This is a genomic window from Brevibacillus gelatini, from assembly GCF_003710935.1.
In the GTDB taxonomy this organism is placed as follows: domain Bacteria; phylum Bacillota; class Bacilli; order Brevibacillales; family Brevibacillaceae; genus Brevibacillus; species Brevibacillus gelatini.
In genome coordinates this window covers 1-15,055 of the sequence record NZ_RHHS01000011.1, presented here as the reverse complement: position 1 = coordinate 15,055, position 15,055 = coordinate 1, and the positions used below count along the sequence as shown (strand labels likewise).

Genomic DNA, 15,055 nt, shown 5'->3' with positions numbered 1-15,055 from the left:
GAACAAACGGGCTTTTGCTTAATTCGAAGTTTGCATAGTCGTTCCCGGTTCGGGCAGCCGTCGATAGCTGCGGAAAAACCAGAGCAAAATCAGCGCCATCAGCACGCCGCCAAGGAAAAACGGACCGCTGTGCGAAAATTGGTAGACCGCGCCGCCCGCCAGCGGACCCAGAATGCGCCCAAGGCTGTCCATCGAGCTGATCGCCCCGCTGGTGACGCCTTGTCCTTGCGTAGTGCGCTGCGTAATCATCGCGGTAGCGGTCGCCCGGATCATGCCTTGACCAGCCCCGAACAAGGACAAAATCAACGCGAGCGCCCAGAAGCTGCCGAACAGCGGAATCGCGAAAAAGCCGATACCGTAAAAAATCATCCCCAGCGCGAGCACCGATGCTTCTCCGAACTGCTTGACCAGCCTGCCGATCAGGCCGCCCTGCACGACAGCCGCAATAATGCCCATGACGAGGAACATGTAGCCAAGGTCTTTGGACGTAAAGCCGTACAAGTCGCTGATGAACAGCGCAAAGGTCGTCTCCAGCCCGGAAAAGGCGAACGAGACGACAAACAGGATCGCATAGAGCAAAGACAGGGAGCCGAACAAGGAAGTGAACGGGTTTTCCCGCGCTTGTTTTTGCAGATTCGCCCGTTTTTCCCTGGGAAGGCTCTCCGGCAAGGCGACAAGAATGAAAAGGAACGTAACGAACGCAACGATTCCCGAAGCGTAAAACGGAATGGCAAACCCGTACCCGCTGAGCAGGCCGCCAATGACGGGGCCGAACACAAAGCTGAGCCCGATGCCGGCACCGACCACGCCCATTCCTTTTGCCCGCTCTTCAGACGGGAACAGGTCGGCGACCATGGCTGTTACCGTTGGCAGAGCGGCTGTGGAGACGATGCCGCCAAGGACGCGATAGATGAGCATCTCCGTATAGCTGCCAGCCATCCCAAACAGGATGAACGTGACGGCAAAGCCGAGCAGGCCAAATGACACGAGCGGCTTTCGCCCGATCCGGTCCGAGAGGCTTCCCCATACAGGCGCGAACAAAAGCTGCATGATGTTGTAGCTCGCGAACAAAACGCCGATTTGAAAGGAAGACGCCCCCAGTTTTTCTGCAAAGAAAGGGAGGATGGGAATAATGATGCCAAACCCGAGCATGGTCAAAAAGGCGATGAAGAACAAGAGGGCCAGGTACTTCTTATTCACAACATATACCTCGTTTCACACAAAAATCAGCTGCTGGTTGCTTGCATTTTCCACCTTACGTGAACGAAGTGTCGAAGTCAAGCGAGCAGCGTGGGCAGCGGCGCTTCCCGCATGCTATAATGGAAAAGAAACAAGAATCGTTTTGCAGGTTGTCTAGTATATATCCATGAGGTGTTTGTTACATGTCTACTGCAATGCTGTACTACCTGGCCTGGCAAGAAGATGATTGGCTGGATGAAGTGCTCGACCGTTTTCCCGAGGTGAATGCAATCGTGCCGACAGCGAAAACGTTTGAGCTGATCGCCGGGCAACGGGAGTCGAATGAGGTGACGCGCGCGGTCCTCGTCTTGAATGCCGCACAGGAGCAGGACAGATGCCGCGAATTTTTGCGTCTGTGCCAGGAGCACCCCCTGCTTTCCAAAGACCCGCTCTACATTGTCGGTTTGAAGCCTGAAGAGGAACAGGCGTGGCAGGAAGCGTATCCGCATGCGAAGATTATCGTCATTACCGGATTTGCTGTCGAGTTTGACTACGATGCCGTCCTCGCGAGGATGGAAGTCGATCTGGAGGGAGCCCATTGAAAGCGAACCCTGATGAGTTCGATTTAAAGGCGTTTCTGCACCGCTTCGGTTTGTTCATCTACACGGGAGACCCGGAGGGGGATCTGCTCTTGATAGAGGACGAGATTCGCGAGTTGTACGAATTGAATGTGATTGAAAAGGAAGAGTTTATGGAGGCCATGTCAGCCGTGCGTAGCAAGCGCAAGGCGCTGGACAGCATCTAACCGAAAAAAAGGAACAAGGCGTGTTTATCTGCCGCTCCTGGGATGCGGCGGTGATAAGCGCGTTTTTTTGTGCACAAAAACGGCCAAGCCTGCTGATCGCCTGGTTCAGCCAGCTTTTCTGCTGCCCCTCAGCCATTTTCTTAAGAAATTCTTCAGAAATCCTTTCCAAAAACGTAAGGCATTCTCTCCATTTTCGAAAGGTTTACCCTGTAGCATGGAGACAGGAATGGAGAGAAGGAGCGGCGGTGGCAATGACAGACTGCACAGCGTTTTTGCGGGAACTATGGACAGAACTTTTGGGACAGCTCGTTCCCGATGAAGTTTCGGTGATGAGCCTGGGTGCAAAGATCGCCCATGAGGATGCGGTATTTTCCACTGTGTACACAGCCGTTTTTTTGGCGGCGCTCATCGGTGTGGCGGCGAGTTACTTCGCCGGAGCGTGGATTGGCGCACCTGTTCTGGCCCGACTGCTCAGCCGCCGTCTGCGCCTGGGATGGGGACTTTGGAAACGGGAGCGGGAGTATGCAGGCTGGGTGCTGGCGATCAGCGTGTTTATCCCGGTGGTTCGCTACCTTGTTCCTTTTGCTGCGGGCTTGTTTCGGCTGCCGCTGCGCCAGCTTTTGCTGCTTTTTTTGCCCGGCACGTTCGTCTGGACGCTTCATTACGTTCTCATGGGCTACTGGTTCACCGACGAGCTGGACGCACTGCTCGCAGGAGTGTACCTGTACAGGAAAATTGCATGGGGGACAGTTGGGGTGGCTTGCGTCTCCTACATCACGACTCGTCAGTACATGCGCAGGAAAATTTGGACGCGAGCCACAAGTGCAAAGCACAGGGGAGAATTGCAAAAGAAGCCGACTGCCTGAGAGCGAAAAACACCCAGGACAGCCGGCTCTTTTTCATGTCAGGGAAAACGCAGCGGGCTGCTCCCAGCCGAAGCTGTCAAACCACTTGCCTTTCCTGTAATTGGAAATGGCTTTTCTCACATACGGAATGACGTTGTCCGGCAACTGGTCGAGGTCCACCCAGACCAGCTCGTCGCATTTGTGCGGTTCGGCGTTCACGATCTCGCCTTGCCAGCTTGTGGCGGCGACAAAAAAGTCGATTCGCTCGTCGCTGGAGCGCCTGTGCATGACGCCGACGAGCGAGAGGTCAGACGGAGCAATCTCGATGCCGCACTCTTCCCGGGCTTCGCGGATGGCCGCTGCCTTGACTTCCTCGTTGCCATCCAGATGTCCGGCCGGGACGCTGTAATTTCCGTCCTCATAGCCTGTATTGTAGCGGCGCAGCAGCAAAATCTCGTTGCCTCTCAATAGAAAAAGATGCACGGCAACCGGCATGGTAAAATACTTTCGCATAGTTCACCCTTCCTCCGGACGATGATTTTCTGCAGCTTTTCTGCGCAGCTTTTCCCTGTTCTTTTTCAGCGCAGGCGAGCTGCTCATGGCGGCAAACAGCATGCCGAACCCGGCGATAGCCAGCACAATTCCGATGATGAGGTAGATGGTAGAAGACATTCGAAAAAGACCTCCTTGTTGGATGAAAGCAAGCATGAATCTGACCTTGAACTGTGCTATAATGTCACAGTGTGTTTTACCCGAATACTACGTGATTTATAGAAAAGCACAGGGAGGATTTCGCGAGATGACTCAGCATACGTCTGTCGATCAGCTATCCATTAACACGATCCGCACGTTGGCGATTGATGCCATCGAAAAAGCCAATTCCGGCCATCCGGGAATGCCGATGGGCGCTGCCCCTATGGCTCATGTTCTGTGGAGCCGTTTTATGAAGGTAAATCCTGGAAATCCACAATGGATCGACCGCGACCGTTTTGTCCTGTCTGCGGGACATGGCTCTATGCTATTATACTCGATGTTGCATTTGATGAAATACGATGTTTCGCTGGAAGACCTACATAACTTCCGCCAGTGGGGCAGCAAGACGCCAGGCCACCCGGAGTTCGGGCATACGCCTGGTGTTGATGCGACGACCGGACCTTTGGGACAAGGGATCGCGATGGCTGTCGGGATGGCCATGGCGGAAAAACATATGGCGGCTGTCTACAACCGCGACAACTTTGACATCGTCAACCACTACACCTACGTCATTTGCGGCGACGGCGACCTGATGGAAGGCGTGTCCAGCGAGGCTTCCTCCCTGGCAGCTCACCTGAAGCTCGGCAAATTGATCGTGCTCTACGATTCGAACGACATCTCCCTGGACGGCGAGCTGTCCATGTCTTTCTCGGAAAATGTGGCGGCCCGCTATCAGGCATACGGCTGGCAATACTTGCGTGTCGAGGACGGAAACGATCTGGCAGCGATCGAAGCTGCGATTGCGGAAGCGAAAAAAGACCTGGACCGCCCTGCCTTGATCGAAGTCAAAACCGTCATTGGCTACGGCAGTCCAAACAAAGGCGGTTCCAACGCTTCTCACGGCGCTCCGCTCGGAAAAGAAGAAGTGAAGCTGACAAAAGCGAACTACAACTGGACGCATGAAAGTGAATTCCACGTGCCGCAGGAAGTAGCCGACTTCTACGCAAGCCTGGCAGAAGCGGGCGAAAAAGCGGAAGCAGCGTGGCGCGACAAGTTTGCGGCGTATGCCAAGGCGTATCCGGAGCTGGCTGCGCAATTTGCGACAGCACTGGAAGGCAATCTGCCGGCAGGCTGGGATGCGAGCATGCCTGTGTACGAAGCAGGAGCCAAGCTGGCGACGCGCGTAGCTTCCGGCAACGCGATCAATGCGCTGGCGAAAACCGTTCCGTTCTTCCTGGGCGGTTCTGCTGACCTGGCTCACTCCAACAACACCGTTATCAAGGAAGCAGGCAACTTCCTGCCAGGCTCCTACGATGGCCGCAACATCTGGTTCGGTGTCCGCGAGTTCGCCATGGGCGCTGCCCTCAACGGTATGGCCCTGCACGGCGGCGTGAAAGTATACGGCGGTACGTTCTTCGTCTTCTCGGACTACCTGCGTCCGGCGATCCGTCTGTCTGCCTTGATGAAGCAGCCTGTTGTGTACGTCTTCACGCACGACTCCATCGCAGTCGGTGAAGACGGTCCAACTCACGAGCCGATCGAACAGCTCGCTTCCTTGCGCGCGATGCCAGGCTTGACCGTTTTGCGTCCGGCTGATGCCGTTGAGACGAACGAAGCGTGGAAATACGCGGTATCCCGCACAGACGAGCCAGTCGTTTTGGTGCTCACTCGCCAAAACCTGCCAGTCCTGCCTGAGACAATCGAAAAAGCGGCAGAAGGCGTGACAAAAGGTGCTTACGTACTGGCAGATGCGCCAAGCGGCAACCCGCAGCTCATCCTGCTGGCTACAGGCTCCGAAGTATCGCTTGTCATGCAAGCCCGCGAAGAACTGCTCTCCCGCGGCATCGAAGCGCGTGTCGTTTCCATGCCAAGCTGGAACCTGTTCGAGCGCCAGCCGAAGGAATACCGCGATGCAGTCATTCCGCCAACCGTAAAAGCACGGGTAGCAGTGGAAATGGGCTCGCCAATGGGCTGGGAGCGCTACGCCGGAGATGGCGGCAAAGTCATCGCGATCAACCAGTTCGGCGCATCCGCACCAGGTGAGCGCATCATGCGCGAGTACGGCTTCACAGTTGAAAATGTCGTGGCAACCGCAGAGGAACTGCTCAAATAAATCGTTTTGCAGCCGTAAGAAGCCTATCTCCCAAGGGAGATAGGCTTTTCCAGTGACAAACGGCAAGCAGTATGGAATGATAGACACGTGCCAAAACCAAAAGGAAGAAACTTTTTTCAAAAGCATCCGTCTATATAAGATGCGGGGGGAGAGAGAAAACCAGGAGGTAAGAAATGGCAACCAAGGCCAAGAAGAAAGTCAGGAAGAAGAAAAACAACTTGCTGATGATTGCCGTAGGCTTCGCAGTCTTTCTCATCTTGAGCGTCATCGGGGGCTACTTTGCCCTGTTGTATGCCGGAGACCGGATGATTGCGGAAAACGAACAGAAGCTGAAAGACTTGAGAACAGAACCAACCGTCATCTACGACAAAAACGGCGAAGAAATGACGAGCCTGATTCGTCAAAAAAACCGTGAATACAAGCCGATCAACGAAATGCCGAAGATTTTGATTAACGCGTTCCTTGCCGTCGAGGACAAACGCTTCTTTGAGCACAAGGGCATCGACATGGTCCGGATCGGCGGAGCTATTATCAATGACATTAAAAAAGGTTCACTGGCTGAAGGGGGAAGCACGATTACCCAGCAGCTGGCCCGCAACGTATTTCTCACCCTGGACCAAACGTTTTGGCGAAAAACAAAAGAGATGAGTATCGCAATCGGGCTGGAACGCCGATACTCGAAGGATCAGATTTTGGAAATGTACCTCAACCGCGTCTATTTGGGAGAAGGGGAGTTCGGCGTCGAGGATGCGTCCAAGTATTATTTTGGACACTCTGTCAGTAGTGAAAAATTCACCATCGCCGAGGCAGCGATGCTGGCGGCGATTCCGAAAGCACCGACGACTTACTCGCCGTTCAACGACCCGGAAAAGGCGAAGCTGCGCCGGGATACCGTCATCCGTTTGATGTATGAGCAGGGCATCATTACCGAGGCGCAAAAAAACGAAGCGCAAGCCGAGCCGCTGCCTACCGAACCGACGGAAGTAGCCGGAGCCAGCCTGAAAAAAGGCTACCGCGCCTTCTTCGACCACATGGTAGAGGAAGCAGAAGCCAAGTACGGCGTGACAGAGGAAGAGCTGTACCGCGGTGGCTGGCAAGTGTACACGACGCTTGATCCGAAAGTGCAGGATGCCATGATCGCGGAGTATGCCAACGCGAAAAACTTCCCGAAAGACGGGGCGAAGCGCGGCGTCGAGTCGGCGATGATCGTCGTGGATGCGAAAAACGGCGGGATCGCCGGGATGATGGGCGGCCGCAACTACGCGCCAAAAGGCTTCAACTACGCGACAGACATGAAGCGTCAGCCGGGCTCCAGCTTCAAGCCGCTCGCTGTGTACGCGCCAGCGATTGACACAGACAGCAAGTGGGGACCGAATTCGTCGCTCAGCAACAAAAAGCAGAGTTTTAACGGCTATGAGCCGCGCAACTACAACAACAAATACAGCGATTCCGTGAGCATGAACCGTGCGCTGATCGACTCCCTCAACGTGCCTGCGGTTTGGTTGCTGGATGAGATCGGCGTCGAAACAGGCATCAACTACTTGCAAAAATTCGGCATCGAGCTGGCGCCGGAGGACCGTAACCTGGCGATTGCGCTCGGGGGTCTCAGCAAAGGGACGTCTCCGTTGAAAATGGCGCAAGCCTATACCGCTTTCGTCAACGGCGGGGTCATGTCCGAAGCGCACACGATCACGAAAATCGAAAACAAGAGCGAAGGTGTCGTCCGGGAGTATGAAGGAACCCAGACGGCGGTGCTGAAACCGCAAACGGCATGGGCTGTTCACACGATGCTGGAGAGGGCTGTTCAGGAAGGAACAGGGAAGGCTGCCCGCATTTCCGGTCGCCATGTTGCCGGAAAAACAGGTACAACCCAATCCATTGCCGGGGACAGCAATGTGAACAAGGATGCCTGGTTCGTCGGCTATACGCCGGAATACGTCGGCGCTGTCTGGATGGGCTTCGACCCCGAGGACAAACAGCACTTGATGCGCCAGGGCAGCAGCTTGACCGCGCAAATGTTCTCCAAGGTGCTTGCCGCAGGCTTGAAGGGCGTGAAGGCGACCGACTTCGTGCGCCCGGCTGGCGTAGTGGAGGAACGGCCGGAGGAAGAAGCAGTCCAACCGCTGCAACTGGCGGCAGATTTGACGCTGGACAACAACCAGTTGAAGGTCGTCCTGAACTGGATTGGCGGAGCCGCCGATTACACGTATGATGTGTATCGCGTCAAGCCAAATGGCGAGCGCGAGCTGATTGCAGGGGGATGGAAGGACACGACGTTCGTCGATGTGCTGAATGATCCGACCGAGTACCGCTATGTCGTCGTTCCGCGCAACGCCCAGGGCGAGGAGCAGACACCTTCGCCGATTACGAGCATTAACTCGCAAAGCCTGGAAAATCTGATTAATGCAGGGGAAACCCATCACGAGGACGGCAACAGTCAGGTACAAATCCCGGACGGAACGGAAACCGACAACGGTGACGGCACGATCCAGTTCCCGCCGAACTTTGGCGGCGGCAACGACAATCCGGACAATAACGGCGGACAATCGGGCGGCCAAGGTCAAAACGGAAATCCGGGCAACCAGGGCAATCCGGGGAATTTTGGCGAGATTCCGCCAGATATTGTGAATCCGGGCAACGGGCAGCCAGGTGGCTTCACAGGCGGCAATCAGCAGCCCGTACAGCCTGCAGATGGCGCTCAGCAACAGACTGATCCGTTTGGAACGAACGGCGGCTGAACAGCATGGAATAGACAATTGGACAGATTCAGCTATTCCCACATCTTCTTTCGCGTGGTACAATACAAGTAAATCGGGAGACAGGGGGGGGACAGTCAATGTCTGACTTCGCACAAAAAAATTTGCCCACTTTTTTCAAGGACCAATTACACCGAGCCAAAGTGAATTTTGAGCGAGCTCTCGACTGTAAACATACCGATTTTGACGACCTGTACCCATACATGAACGAACAGCCGCAGTTTTTCTGGTACAAACGTTACGTCGCCTGGTCAGAGTTGCTGACTGTCGTGCGGCTGGCTGAGGAATTGGGCGTCGATTGGACAGAGGATTTTAGCGAGCAACAGGTGGAATTTATCAAAGGCAAGGTTCTGCATGGAAAAGTGCTCGATTACTGGAATCCGGAAGAAGAACAGGAAGAAAAGATCAGTCAGTTGGAAGAAGAAAAATAAGGCTATACCAATACAATTGCAGCGCGTTCCCAAGGCGGGAGCGCGCTTTTTCAGTTGCAAACCGCCTTCGTGCCGTGTTGCCAAAAAAGGAAGATGACCGCTTGCTGTCGGAATAGCAGTCATCTTCCTTTTTTTTCTGGATAAAATCTACGCGTAACCTGTGGCGATGCTAGTTCGTCTTTGCAGAGGCAGAAGGTTACGGACTAATGCAGCCAGGTGTAAACCGTGTTGGGTGTTTCTTCCTCTGGACCCGCCGCAAGGATGAACGGAGCCGGATTGCTCCACGGCTGGGCGGGTGACGGGGCATCCGAGATGATGAACTCCGTGCCCAACGAGACAAAGGAGTACAGCTCTTCGACGGCTGCATTGAACAGCCGGACACAGCCGAGCGAGACGGACGTTCCGATGCTCTTAGGATTGTTGGTACCGTGGATGGCATAGCTGTTGCCTTGAAAAATCAGCCCGCGTGTTCCGTAAATGTTGTCATGGCCGCGCGGTTTGTTGATCTTTTGCAAAATCGTGTAGTAGCCCTCCGGTGTCGAGCCGTTTTTGCCGATCGCTGCCGGATAGCTGCGGACGAGATGCGTCCCGCTGACCAATTGCAGCGTATGCGACTTTTGCGCAAGCCGAATCTGGAGTGGCGCAAGTGGCGACAGCGGCTCCGGATAGCCCGGCAGCGGCAGCACGTCGCGCAGGCTTGCCCAGGCTGATCCGCTCCGAAAAGCGTGTGGATGGTACGGATAGCTTGCGAGGAGCAGCCGTTTCGGAGGAAGCGGAATCTGCGGCAAGTAGTTGCCGGGATAACTGCCCGCCAAATCTGCCAGACTGGCAGGAAGGGCCCCTTTTTGCTGATAGTAGCGAAAGAGGGCGTTGCGGAGGGTCAGCACATGCTGGAGCGTTTGCTGCTCGCTTGCCAGGTCGTCTCGCACGGTGGCGAGCGTCGCTTCCGCCTCAAGACTGGCGGGCGAATCAAACCAGCGCTGGCTGATGACCGCCCGGCTGGTTGGGTTGTATTTCAGAACGCCAAGTACCTGTTTGGGCTGGTAAAACAATAACGGCGTAAAGAGCGGCGATCCGGGAACCTCCGGAACGACGAGTACGGTATAAGGCTGCGTGAGCGGCGGACGCCGCGCCTCTACATAGCGCCGCACCTGGTTTTGCAGCTCTTTCGGACCAAGCGTCGAAGGAACGGCAATCACCTCGACGTGCGGCTGCGCCAAAGCAGGCGTGCTGGGCGGAACTGCTGGCGGCTGCGTGCTGGCAACCGGCGTGCCATCCTGCAAAAGTCCGGGTGAAAAGACAAACAGGGCGTACAAAAAAGCGAGTGAAGCAAGCAGCAGGCGTACCCTGCTGCGCCAGTCTTGCCGCTTTTGTGCGCGCAGCAATTTTTGATAGGCGTCTCGCGCTTCGTCGTAGTATGGGCCTTGTTTGGCAAAAAGACTTTGTCGGTAAGCGGCAAGCGCCTGCTGCGTGTCTCCCAGGGTCTCGTGGGCCTGGCCGAGATAATACCAGCCGATTGCTTCATCGGGATGCTGTTGTGTATACCACCGGTAAAAGGAGAGATCGCTCTTTTCCGGATATTTCATATGAAAGGCGCTTTTTTCCTGAAGAAAGGAAATCTTGTCCACCGATACTCCCCCCTCTATATGGTTGTATCGGCGTGGTTCGGGAAAAAAGTGAGTGTGGAGGGAAAAATAGTGGTTTATTTACGGACGATCAAGCTGCTGCGCGAGAAGTTTCCTGATGCCAGGCGCTACCCGTTTGACTTGCCATCCTTGCGGGCACTCGAAGCGATTGAGCTTACGGCCAGCGTGACGTTTTTTGTCGGGGAAAACGGCTCCGGCAAGTCCACCTTGCTCGAAGCCATCGCCTATCAGTGCGGCTTTCACACAGCGGGCGGCTCCCGCCACAACTACTACCGCGTGGACAAGGCAGAAGCGAGCCTTGGTGACTACATCAGGCTGTCCTGGCTGCCCAAGCAGACGAACGGCTTTTTCCTGCGGGCGGAGAGCTTCTACCAGTTTGCCAGCCACATCGACGAGACTGGCGGCACGAAAAACTATGGCGGGAGATCGTTGCATTCGCAATCGCATGGGGAAGCATTCATGTCCCTGTTCACCAACCGCTTCGGTGGAAAAGGGATCTACCTGCTGGACGAGCCGGAAGCGGCTTTGTCGCCGAAGCGTCAGCTGGCTTTTTTGTACCTCATGCGCGAGCTTGTAGAGGAAGGGGCGCAATTTTTGATCGCGACGCACTCCCCGATTTTGATGGGCTACCCCGGTGCGGACATTCTTACCTTTGACGAATCCCCGGTACGGCAGATTCGCTATCGGGATACCGAGCATTACCAATTGACCCGGAGGTTTCTGGAGAAGCCGGATTCGTTTTTTGAGGAATAATTTTTTCCTGCTGTCACAAAACAGGCTTCGGCGGTTTCTATAAGGTGTAGAACGCAACAGGGAGTGTGGAAACAGTGGCTTTGCAGGAAGGAGGAGGATTGATGGAGGTGCAGGCAAAGCTGGCGATGAACCAGATGCGGGCCAGAGAGGAAACGGATTCGTTTCACGAGCTGTTTACAGCCTACTACCCGTTCGTTGTCCGACAGATCATGCGGATTGTGCGTGAACAGCAAACCGCAGAGGATATTGCACAGGAAGTGTTTCTCTCTTTTTATCGTACAGACCGCTCCGCCATCGAGAATATTCCGGCATGGCTGGCTAAAGCGGCTCTCTATGCGGCCTACAACCATCTGCGTGCGGAAAAGCGCAGGCAGGACAGGCAAGAGCGTGGGACAGCCGATCAGGCTTGTGTCATGCCTTCGTCCGAGGAAGTATGGCTGGAACAGGAAGCGATCAGTCACGTCCGCGAAGTGCTGGAAGAGCTGGATGAGCGGGAACGGACCTTGCTGATTATGAAATACTCCGGCTTTCCCTATGCTGAACTGGCCAAAGCGACGGGGATGCAGGCGGGCTCTGTCGGGACGATTCTGGCGCGAGCGAAGAGCAAGTTTCGCAAGCTATATGAACGGTTCAGGGGGGAAGAAGGATGAAATGTGCCGACACGGGCTTGATGCAGACGTTTTTGGACGGGGAGTGCGACGCGCAGGAAAGCGCACAGCTTCGGGCGCACCTGGAAGAATGTGGGCAGTGTCAGGCTCTTCTGGAAGAGCTGAAGGCACTGGATGACTGGTCGCGTGAAAAAATCGAAGCGCACGTGTTTGCCCAGGCAGACCAGGTGAAGGTAGATACCGAAGCAGCATGGCAGCGCTTCTCGCAAACGGTAGGAAAGACGAAAAAAAGCGAGCTGCACGACTGGCAAAGCCACGGGCAGCACAGAGCGAAAAGGAGTTGGCAAGAGATGAACAAATCGACAAAACGCTGGATGACGGCAGCATCGGCCGCAGCCGTCGTGGCCGTATCCCTTTCTTTTCCGCAAGTACAGGCAGCCGCCAGCGATTTTCTGTCCATTTTCCGCATGAACAAGGTCGAATTCGTCAAAGTGACGCCTGAGGACCTGCAGCAGGTGGAAAGCTGGATTGCGAACGGCAATGTCGGCGAGATGGACTTGCAAGGAATCGGGAAAATCTGGATTGACGGCATGGAGGAAGGCAAGCAGGACAAACGGAACCAATACTACAACAGCAGAGAGGCTGCCGAGAAAGCGGGCGTCAAGCTGCCTGAACTGCCAGATGAGCTGGCGGTGGACGGTGTAGAGGTCACGTCCCCGTATCGTGTCCACCTGGAAATCAACACCGAGCGGGCAAACAAGCTGTTGGCCCAACTGCAGGTGGAGGCAAAATTCGACGAGAAGCTGAATGGCCAGCGCATCACGTTGGAAATTCCGAAGATGCAAAAGACGTGGATTGCCACAGGCAATGACAGCTATTCCTACGCCGTAGTGGATGCGCCGGAACTGAAAGCGCCGGAGGGCGTAGATTTGGGGCAGTTGCGCGAGACGATGCTGGCGCTGCCATTCATCCCGGATCAGGTGAAAAAGCAAATGCTCGCGATTGAGGACTGGAAGCATACCATTCCGGTGCCGTACATGGCTGACGGAAAGAGCGACAGGAAGGAAGTCAAGGTAAACGGCGCGGATGGCATGCTTTTGACTGGCAAGTACGAGACGCATCTCGTCTGGCAGCAGGATGGAAAAATTCACATGCTGGATGGCAGTGAAAAGAGCGGAGAAGCGCTGCTGGCTTTGGCGAAGAAGCTGAAGTAAAGCAGGCAAATCCAAACGGAGGCTGGCAGAGTTTTCCTTAAAAGGGAAGGCTCTGCTTTGTCCCGTTTATCGCCAGAAAAAGGAGGCAACAGATGTCTGATTACGTCATCGAGACTTGGGAGCTGTCCAAGCAGTACAACGGCAAGGCAGGATGCAAAAACATCACGTTGCAGGTGCCGCGCGGTTCGGTGTTTGGATTTCTCGGGCAAAATGGGGCTGGAAAAAGCACATTTGTCAGAACGATGCTGGGGCTTTTGCACCCGACAAATGGCAAGGCGACGATGCTCGGCCACCCGATTGGCAGTGTAGAGTCGCGCCGAAAAGTCGGGTATTTGCCCGAGTTGTTTCGTTATCCCGATTGGCTGACGGGCCAGCAGCTGCTGGAGCACCATGCCGAGCTGTGCGGCCTGTCCCGGATCGAGAGCAAATCCGTCATCCGCGACGTTTTGGAGCTGGTGGGCATGGCGGGACGCGAGCGCGAGCGGATTCGCGGCTACTCGAAAGGCATGCAGCAGCGCATCGGGATCGCCTGCGCGTTACTTTCTGATCCCGAGCTTGTTTTTTTGGATGAGCCGACTTCAGCCCTTGATCCGATTGGGCGAAAAGAAGTCCGCGAGCTGATTGTCAGACTGCGCGATCAGGGAAAAACGATTTTTCTCAACAGCCACCTGCTCAGCGAGATGGAGAGCATCTGCAACTACGTGGGCATCATTCATCGCAGCGAACTGGTCGTGCACGGGGAATGGCGCAAGCTGAGCAGCGTCGCTCCCCAGATCGAGCTGACTGTAGAGACGGCAAGCTTTGCCGAAAGCGACGAACTGCCAGCGTTCGTGACCAGACGGCGGCTGCAGCGGCAAGACGCCGATCGTTCCACGTGGCTGTTGACGCTGGATCAACACAATCGGGTTCCGGAGCTGTTGCAGGCGTTGATCGGAAGAGGTGTTGCGGTGCACGAAATTGTGCACAAGCAGCAGTCACTGGAGGAAGTATTTTTGTACTGGGTGCAAAAGAAGGAGGGGGAAGCGCATGTGGCCGATCATGAAAATCACGTATAGGGAGATGCTCTCCAAGCGGATTTTTACGATTACGATCATGATGTCGCTTGCCTTCCTGCTGCTGTTTGGCGTGGCTACCTGGTTTGCGGCGCGGGAGCTGGGCAACGAGCTCGGAGGCAACGCGAGCGACGTTTTGCTGCAAAAAAACTTTTTCGCAACCCAACTGCTGGGGATGGGGCTGTACTTCGGCTCCTTCATTACGGCTTTGCTCGCGATATTAAGCAGCGTCGGCAGCATTGCCTCAGAAGTGGAGAGCCATCAGATCGATACGTGGCTCGCCAGGGCACTGCCGCGGCACAAATACGTGCTGGGGAAATTCGGCGGACTGGCGAGCATGCTCATCCTCTACGCGATGCTGATGTTTTTGGGCATTCTCGGGATCAATCAATGGGTGGGGGGAGGGTTGCTGGCGGCAGACGTGAGCGGGCAGCAAATTCTGTCCTCCATGGGCTATTTTGTCCTGATGCCGGTCATTCTGATCTGTGTCTCTCTTCTGCTCAGCAGTGTCACGACGACAGTGACAGGCGGAATCGTCCTGATTATTTTGTACGGGATCAGCTTTATCGGCGGGTTTGTCGAACAGCTCGGGTCGATCATCGGACAAGATGCGCTCGTCAACATCGGCATTGTTTCCAGTCTGCTGTTTCCGACAGATTCGCTGTTCAGGCAAGCGACTGTGGCGCTGTTTGACACGGCAGACGATCCGCTGTCCTTTGCTTCGCAAGGACTATTCGGCACGATGTCACCCCCGAGCAACGTGATGCTTTTTTACACCTTTGCGTATGGAGTTGTAATGCTGGGGCTGGCCGTGCGTTTGTTTGGAAAGCGCGATGTATAACGGCGAAAGGGACTGTCCCAAAAGGGCAGTTTCCCAATTGGAAACATGGCGATAGCAACGCTTCTGCCAGACAGAAGGGGCGTCTCGAAGTCGAGGTAACGACTTTTATACGAAAATGC

At 55.2% G+C, this 15,055-nt stretch carries 15 protein-coding genes; 11 read left to right on the top strand and 4 right to left on the bottom strand.

What is annotated here, in order from left to right; translation table 11 throughout:
- Positions 1-18: 18 nt before the first annotated feature.
- A complete protein-coding gene (locus EDM57_RS03200) occupies positions 19-1,200 on the bottom strand; it encodes an MFS transporter (protein WP_122903328.1) in 1,182 nt (393 codons plus the stop codon).
- Positions 1,201-1,382: 182 nt separating this feature from the next.
- Here EDM57_RS03200 and EDM57_RS03195 point away from each other — a divergent pair, with 182 nt between their 5' ends.
- The 3 genes from EDM57_RS03195 to EDM57_RS03185 all read left to right on the top strand — a co-directional run bounded on the left by EDM57_RS03195 (position 1,383) and on the right by EDM57_RS03185 (position 2,850).
- Positions 1,383-1,781 (top strand): hypothetical protein, encoded by a 399-nt coding sequence (locus tag EDM57_RS03195; protein ID WP_122903327.1) that lies wholly within the window; start codon positions 1,383-1,385, stop codon positions 1,779-1,781.
- Positions 1,778-1,984, top strand: coding sequence for a YqgQ family protein (locus EDM57_RS03190; protein WP_122903326.1), 207 nt, complete (start codon positions 1,778-1,780; stop codon positions 1,982-1,984). Before EDM57_RS03195 ends, EDM57_RS03190 begins: the two co-directional genes overlap by 4 nt.
- Before the next feature lie 251 nt (positions 1,985-2,235).
- Entirely contained in the window at positions 2,236-2,850 is a 615-nt protein-coding gene (locus EDM57_RS03185; protein WP_122903325.1) for a DedA family protein, read from the top strand.
- A gap of 33 nt (positions 2,851-2,883) precedes the next feature.
- Here the strand turns inward: EDM57_RS03185 and EDM57_RS03180 are convergent, their stop codons facing one another.
- Both EDM57_RS03180 and EDM57_RS23085 read right to left on the bottom strand, forming a co-directional pair.
- Positions 2,884-3,342, bottom strand: coding sequence for an NUDIX hydrolase (locus tag EDM57_RS03180; protein ID WP_122903324.1), 459 nt, complete (start codon positions 3,340-3,342; stop codon positions 2,884-2,886).
- A gap of 3 nt (positions 3,343-3,345) precedes the next feature.
- Positions 3,346-3,501 carry a hypothetical protein gene (locus tag EDM57_RS23085; protein WP_170163360.1) on the bottom strand — a complete coding sequence of 52 codons (156 nt, stop codon included), beginning with the start codon at positions 3,499-3,501 and terminating at the stop codon, positions 3,346-3,348.
- Between the two features lie 127 nt (positions 3,502-3,628).
- Between EDM57_RS23085 and tkt the strand changes: the two genes are divergently transcribed.
- The 3 genes from tkt to EDM57_RS03165 all read left to right on the top strand — a co-directional run bounded on the left by tkt (position 3,629) and on the right by EDM57_RS03165 (position 8,822).
- Positions 3,629-5,635: a transketolase gene (gene tkt / locus EDM57_RS03175; RefSeq protein ID WP_122903323.1), complete on the top strand. Its 2,007-nt coding sequence runs from the start codon at positions 3,629-3,631 to the stop codon at positions 5,633-5,635.
- A gap of 173 nt (positions 5,636-5,808) precedes the next feature.
- Entirely contained in the window at positions 5,809-8,373 is a 2,565-nt protein-coding gene (locus EDM57_RS03170) for a transglycosylase domain-containing protein (protein ID WP_122903322.1), read from the top strand.
- Between the two features lie 98 nt (positions 8,374-8,471).
- Positions 8,472-8,822 carry a hypothetical protein gene (locus EDM57_RS03165; protein WP_122903321.1) on the top strand — a complete coding sequence of 117 codons (351 nt, stop codon included), beginning with the start codon at positions 8,472-8,474 and terminating at the stop codon, positions 8,820-8,822.
- A gap of 203 nt (positions 8,823-9,025) precedes the next feature.
- Here EDM57_RS03165 and EDM57_RS03160 read toward each other — a convergent pair whose 3' ends face one another.
- Entirely contained in the window at positions 9,026-10,450 is a 1,425-nt protein-coding gene (locus EDM57_RS03160; RefSeq protein WP_122903320.1) for a L,D-transpeptidase, read from the bottom strand.
- Between the two features lie 69 nt (positions 10,451-10,519).
- Between EDM57_RS03160 and EDM57_RS03155 the strand changes: the two genes are divergently transcribed.
- The 5 genes from EDM57_RS03155 to EDM57_RS03135 all read left to right on the top strand — a co-directional run bounded on the left by EDM57_RS03155 (position 10,520) and on the right by EDM57_RS03135 (position 14,936).
- Positions 10,520-11,221, top strand: coding sequence for an AAA family ATPase (locus EDM57_RS03155; RefSeq protein ID WP_122903319.1), 702 nt, complete (start codon positions 10,520-10,522; stop codon positions 11,219-11,221).
- Positions 11,222-11,322: 101 nt separating this feature from the next.
- The gene (locus EDM57_RS03150) at positions 11,323-11,871 is read left to right on the top strand and encodes an RNA polymerase sigma factor SigX (RefSeq protein WP_122903318.1); all 549 of its coding nucleotides are present in this window, start codon (positions 11,323-11,325) and stop codon (positions 11,869-11,871) included.
- A complete protein-coding gene (locus EDM57_RS03145; protein ID WP_122903317.1) occupies positions 11,868-13,043 on the top strand; it encodes an anti-sigma factor family protein in 1,176 nt (391 codons plus the stop codon). Before EDM57_RS03150 ends, EDM57_RS03145 begins: the two co-directional genes overlap by 4 nt.
- A 92-nt stretch (positions 13,044-13,135) precedes the next feature.
- The gene (locus EDM57_RS03140; RefSeq protein ID WP_122903316.1) at positions 13,136-14,098 is read left to right on the top strand and encodes an ABC transporter ATP-binding protein; all 963 of its coding nucleotides are present in this window, start codon (positions 13,136-13,138) and stop codon (positions 14,096-14,098) included.
- On the top strand, positions 14,070-14,936 hold the full coding sequence (locus EDM57_RS03135; protein WP_122903315.1) for an ABC transporter permease: 867 nt from the start codon (positions 14,070-14,072) through the stop codon (positions 14,934-14,936). Before EDM57_RS03140 ends, EDM57_RS03135 begins: the two co-directional genes overlap by 29 nt.
- The last annotated feature ends 119 nt before the right edge of the window (positions 14,937-15,055 follow it).

Bases quoted from the DNA above. Each gene is read 5' to 3' on its own strand.
- EDM57_RS03165 (WP_122903321.1), top strand. From the start codon at position 8,472: ATGTCTGACTTCGCACAAAAAAATTTGCCCACTTTTTTCAAGGACCAA.
- tkt (WP_122903323.1), top strand. From the start codon at position 3,629: ATGACTCAGCATACGTCTGTCGATCAGCTATCCATTAACACGATCCGC.
- EDM57_RS03195 (WP_122903327.1), top strand. From the start codon at position 1,383: ATGTCTACTGCAATGCTGTACTACCTGGCCTGGCAAGAAGATGATTGG.
- EDM57_RS03180 (WP_122903324.1), bottom strand. From the start codon at position 3,342: ATGCGAAAGTATTTTACCATGCCGGTTGCCGTGCATCTTTTTCTATTG.
- EDM57_RS03140 (WP_122903316.1), top strand. From the start codon at position 13,136: ATGTCTGATTACGTCATCGAGACTTGGGAGCTGTCCAAGCAGTACAAC.
- EDM57_RS03170 (WP_122903322.1), top strand. From the start codon at position 5,809: ATGGCAACCAAGGCCAAGAAGAAAGTCAGGAAGAAGAAAAACAACTTG.
- EDM57_RS03135 (WP_122903315.1), top strand. From the start codon at position 14,070: ATGTGGCCGATCATGAAAATCACGTATAGGGAGATGCTCTCCAAGCGG.
- EDM57_RS03185 (WP_122903325.1), top strand. From the start codon at position 2,236: ATGACAGACTGCACAGCGTTTTTGCGGGAACTATGGACAGAACTTTTG.
- EDM57_RS23085 (WP_170163360.1), bottom strand. From the start codon at position 3,501: ATGTCTTCTACCATCTACCTCATCATCGGAATTGTGCTGGCTATCGCC.
- EDM57_RS03145 (WP_122903317.1), top strand. From the start codon at position 11,868: ATGAAATGTGCCGACACGGGCTTGATGCAGACGTTTTTGGACGGGGAG.
- EDM57_RS03150 (WP_122903318.1), top strand. From the start codon at position 11,323: ATGGAGGTGCAGGCAAAGCTGGCGATGAACCAGATGCGGGCCAGAGAG.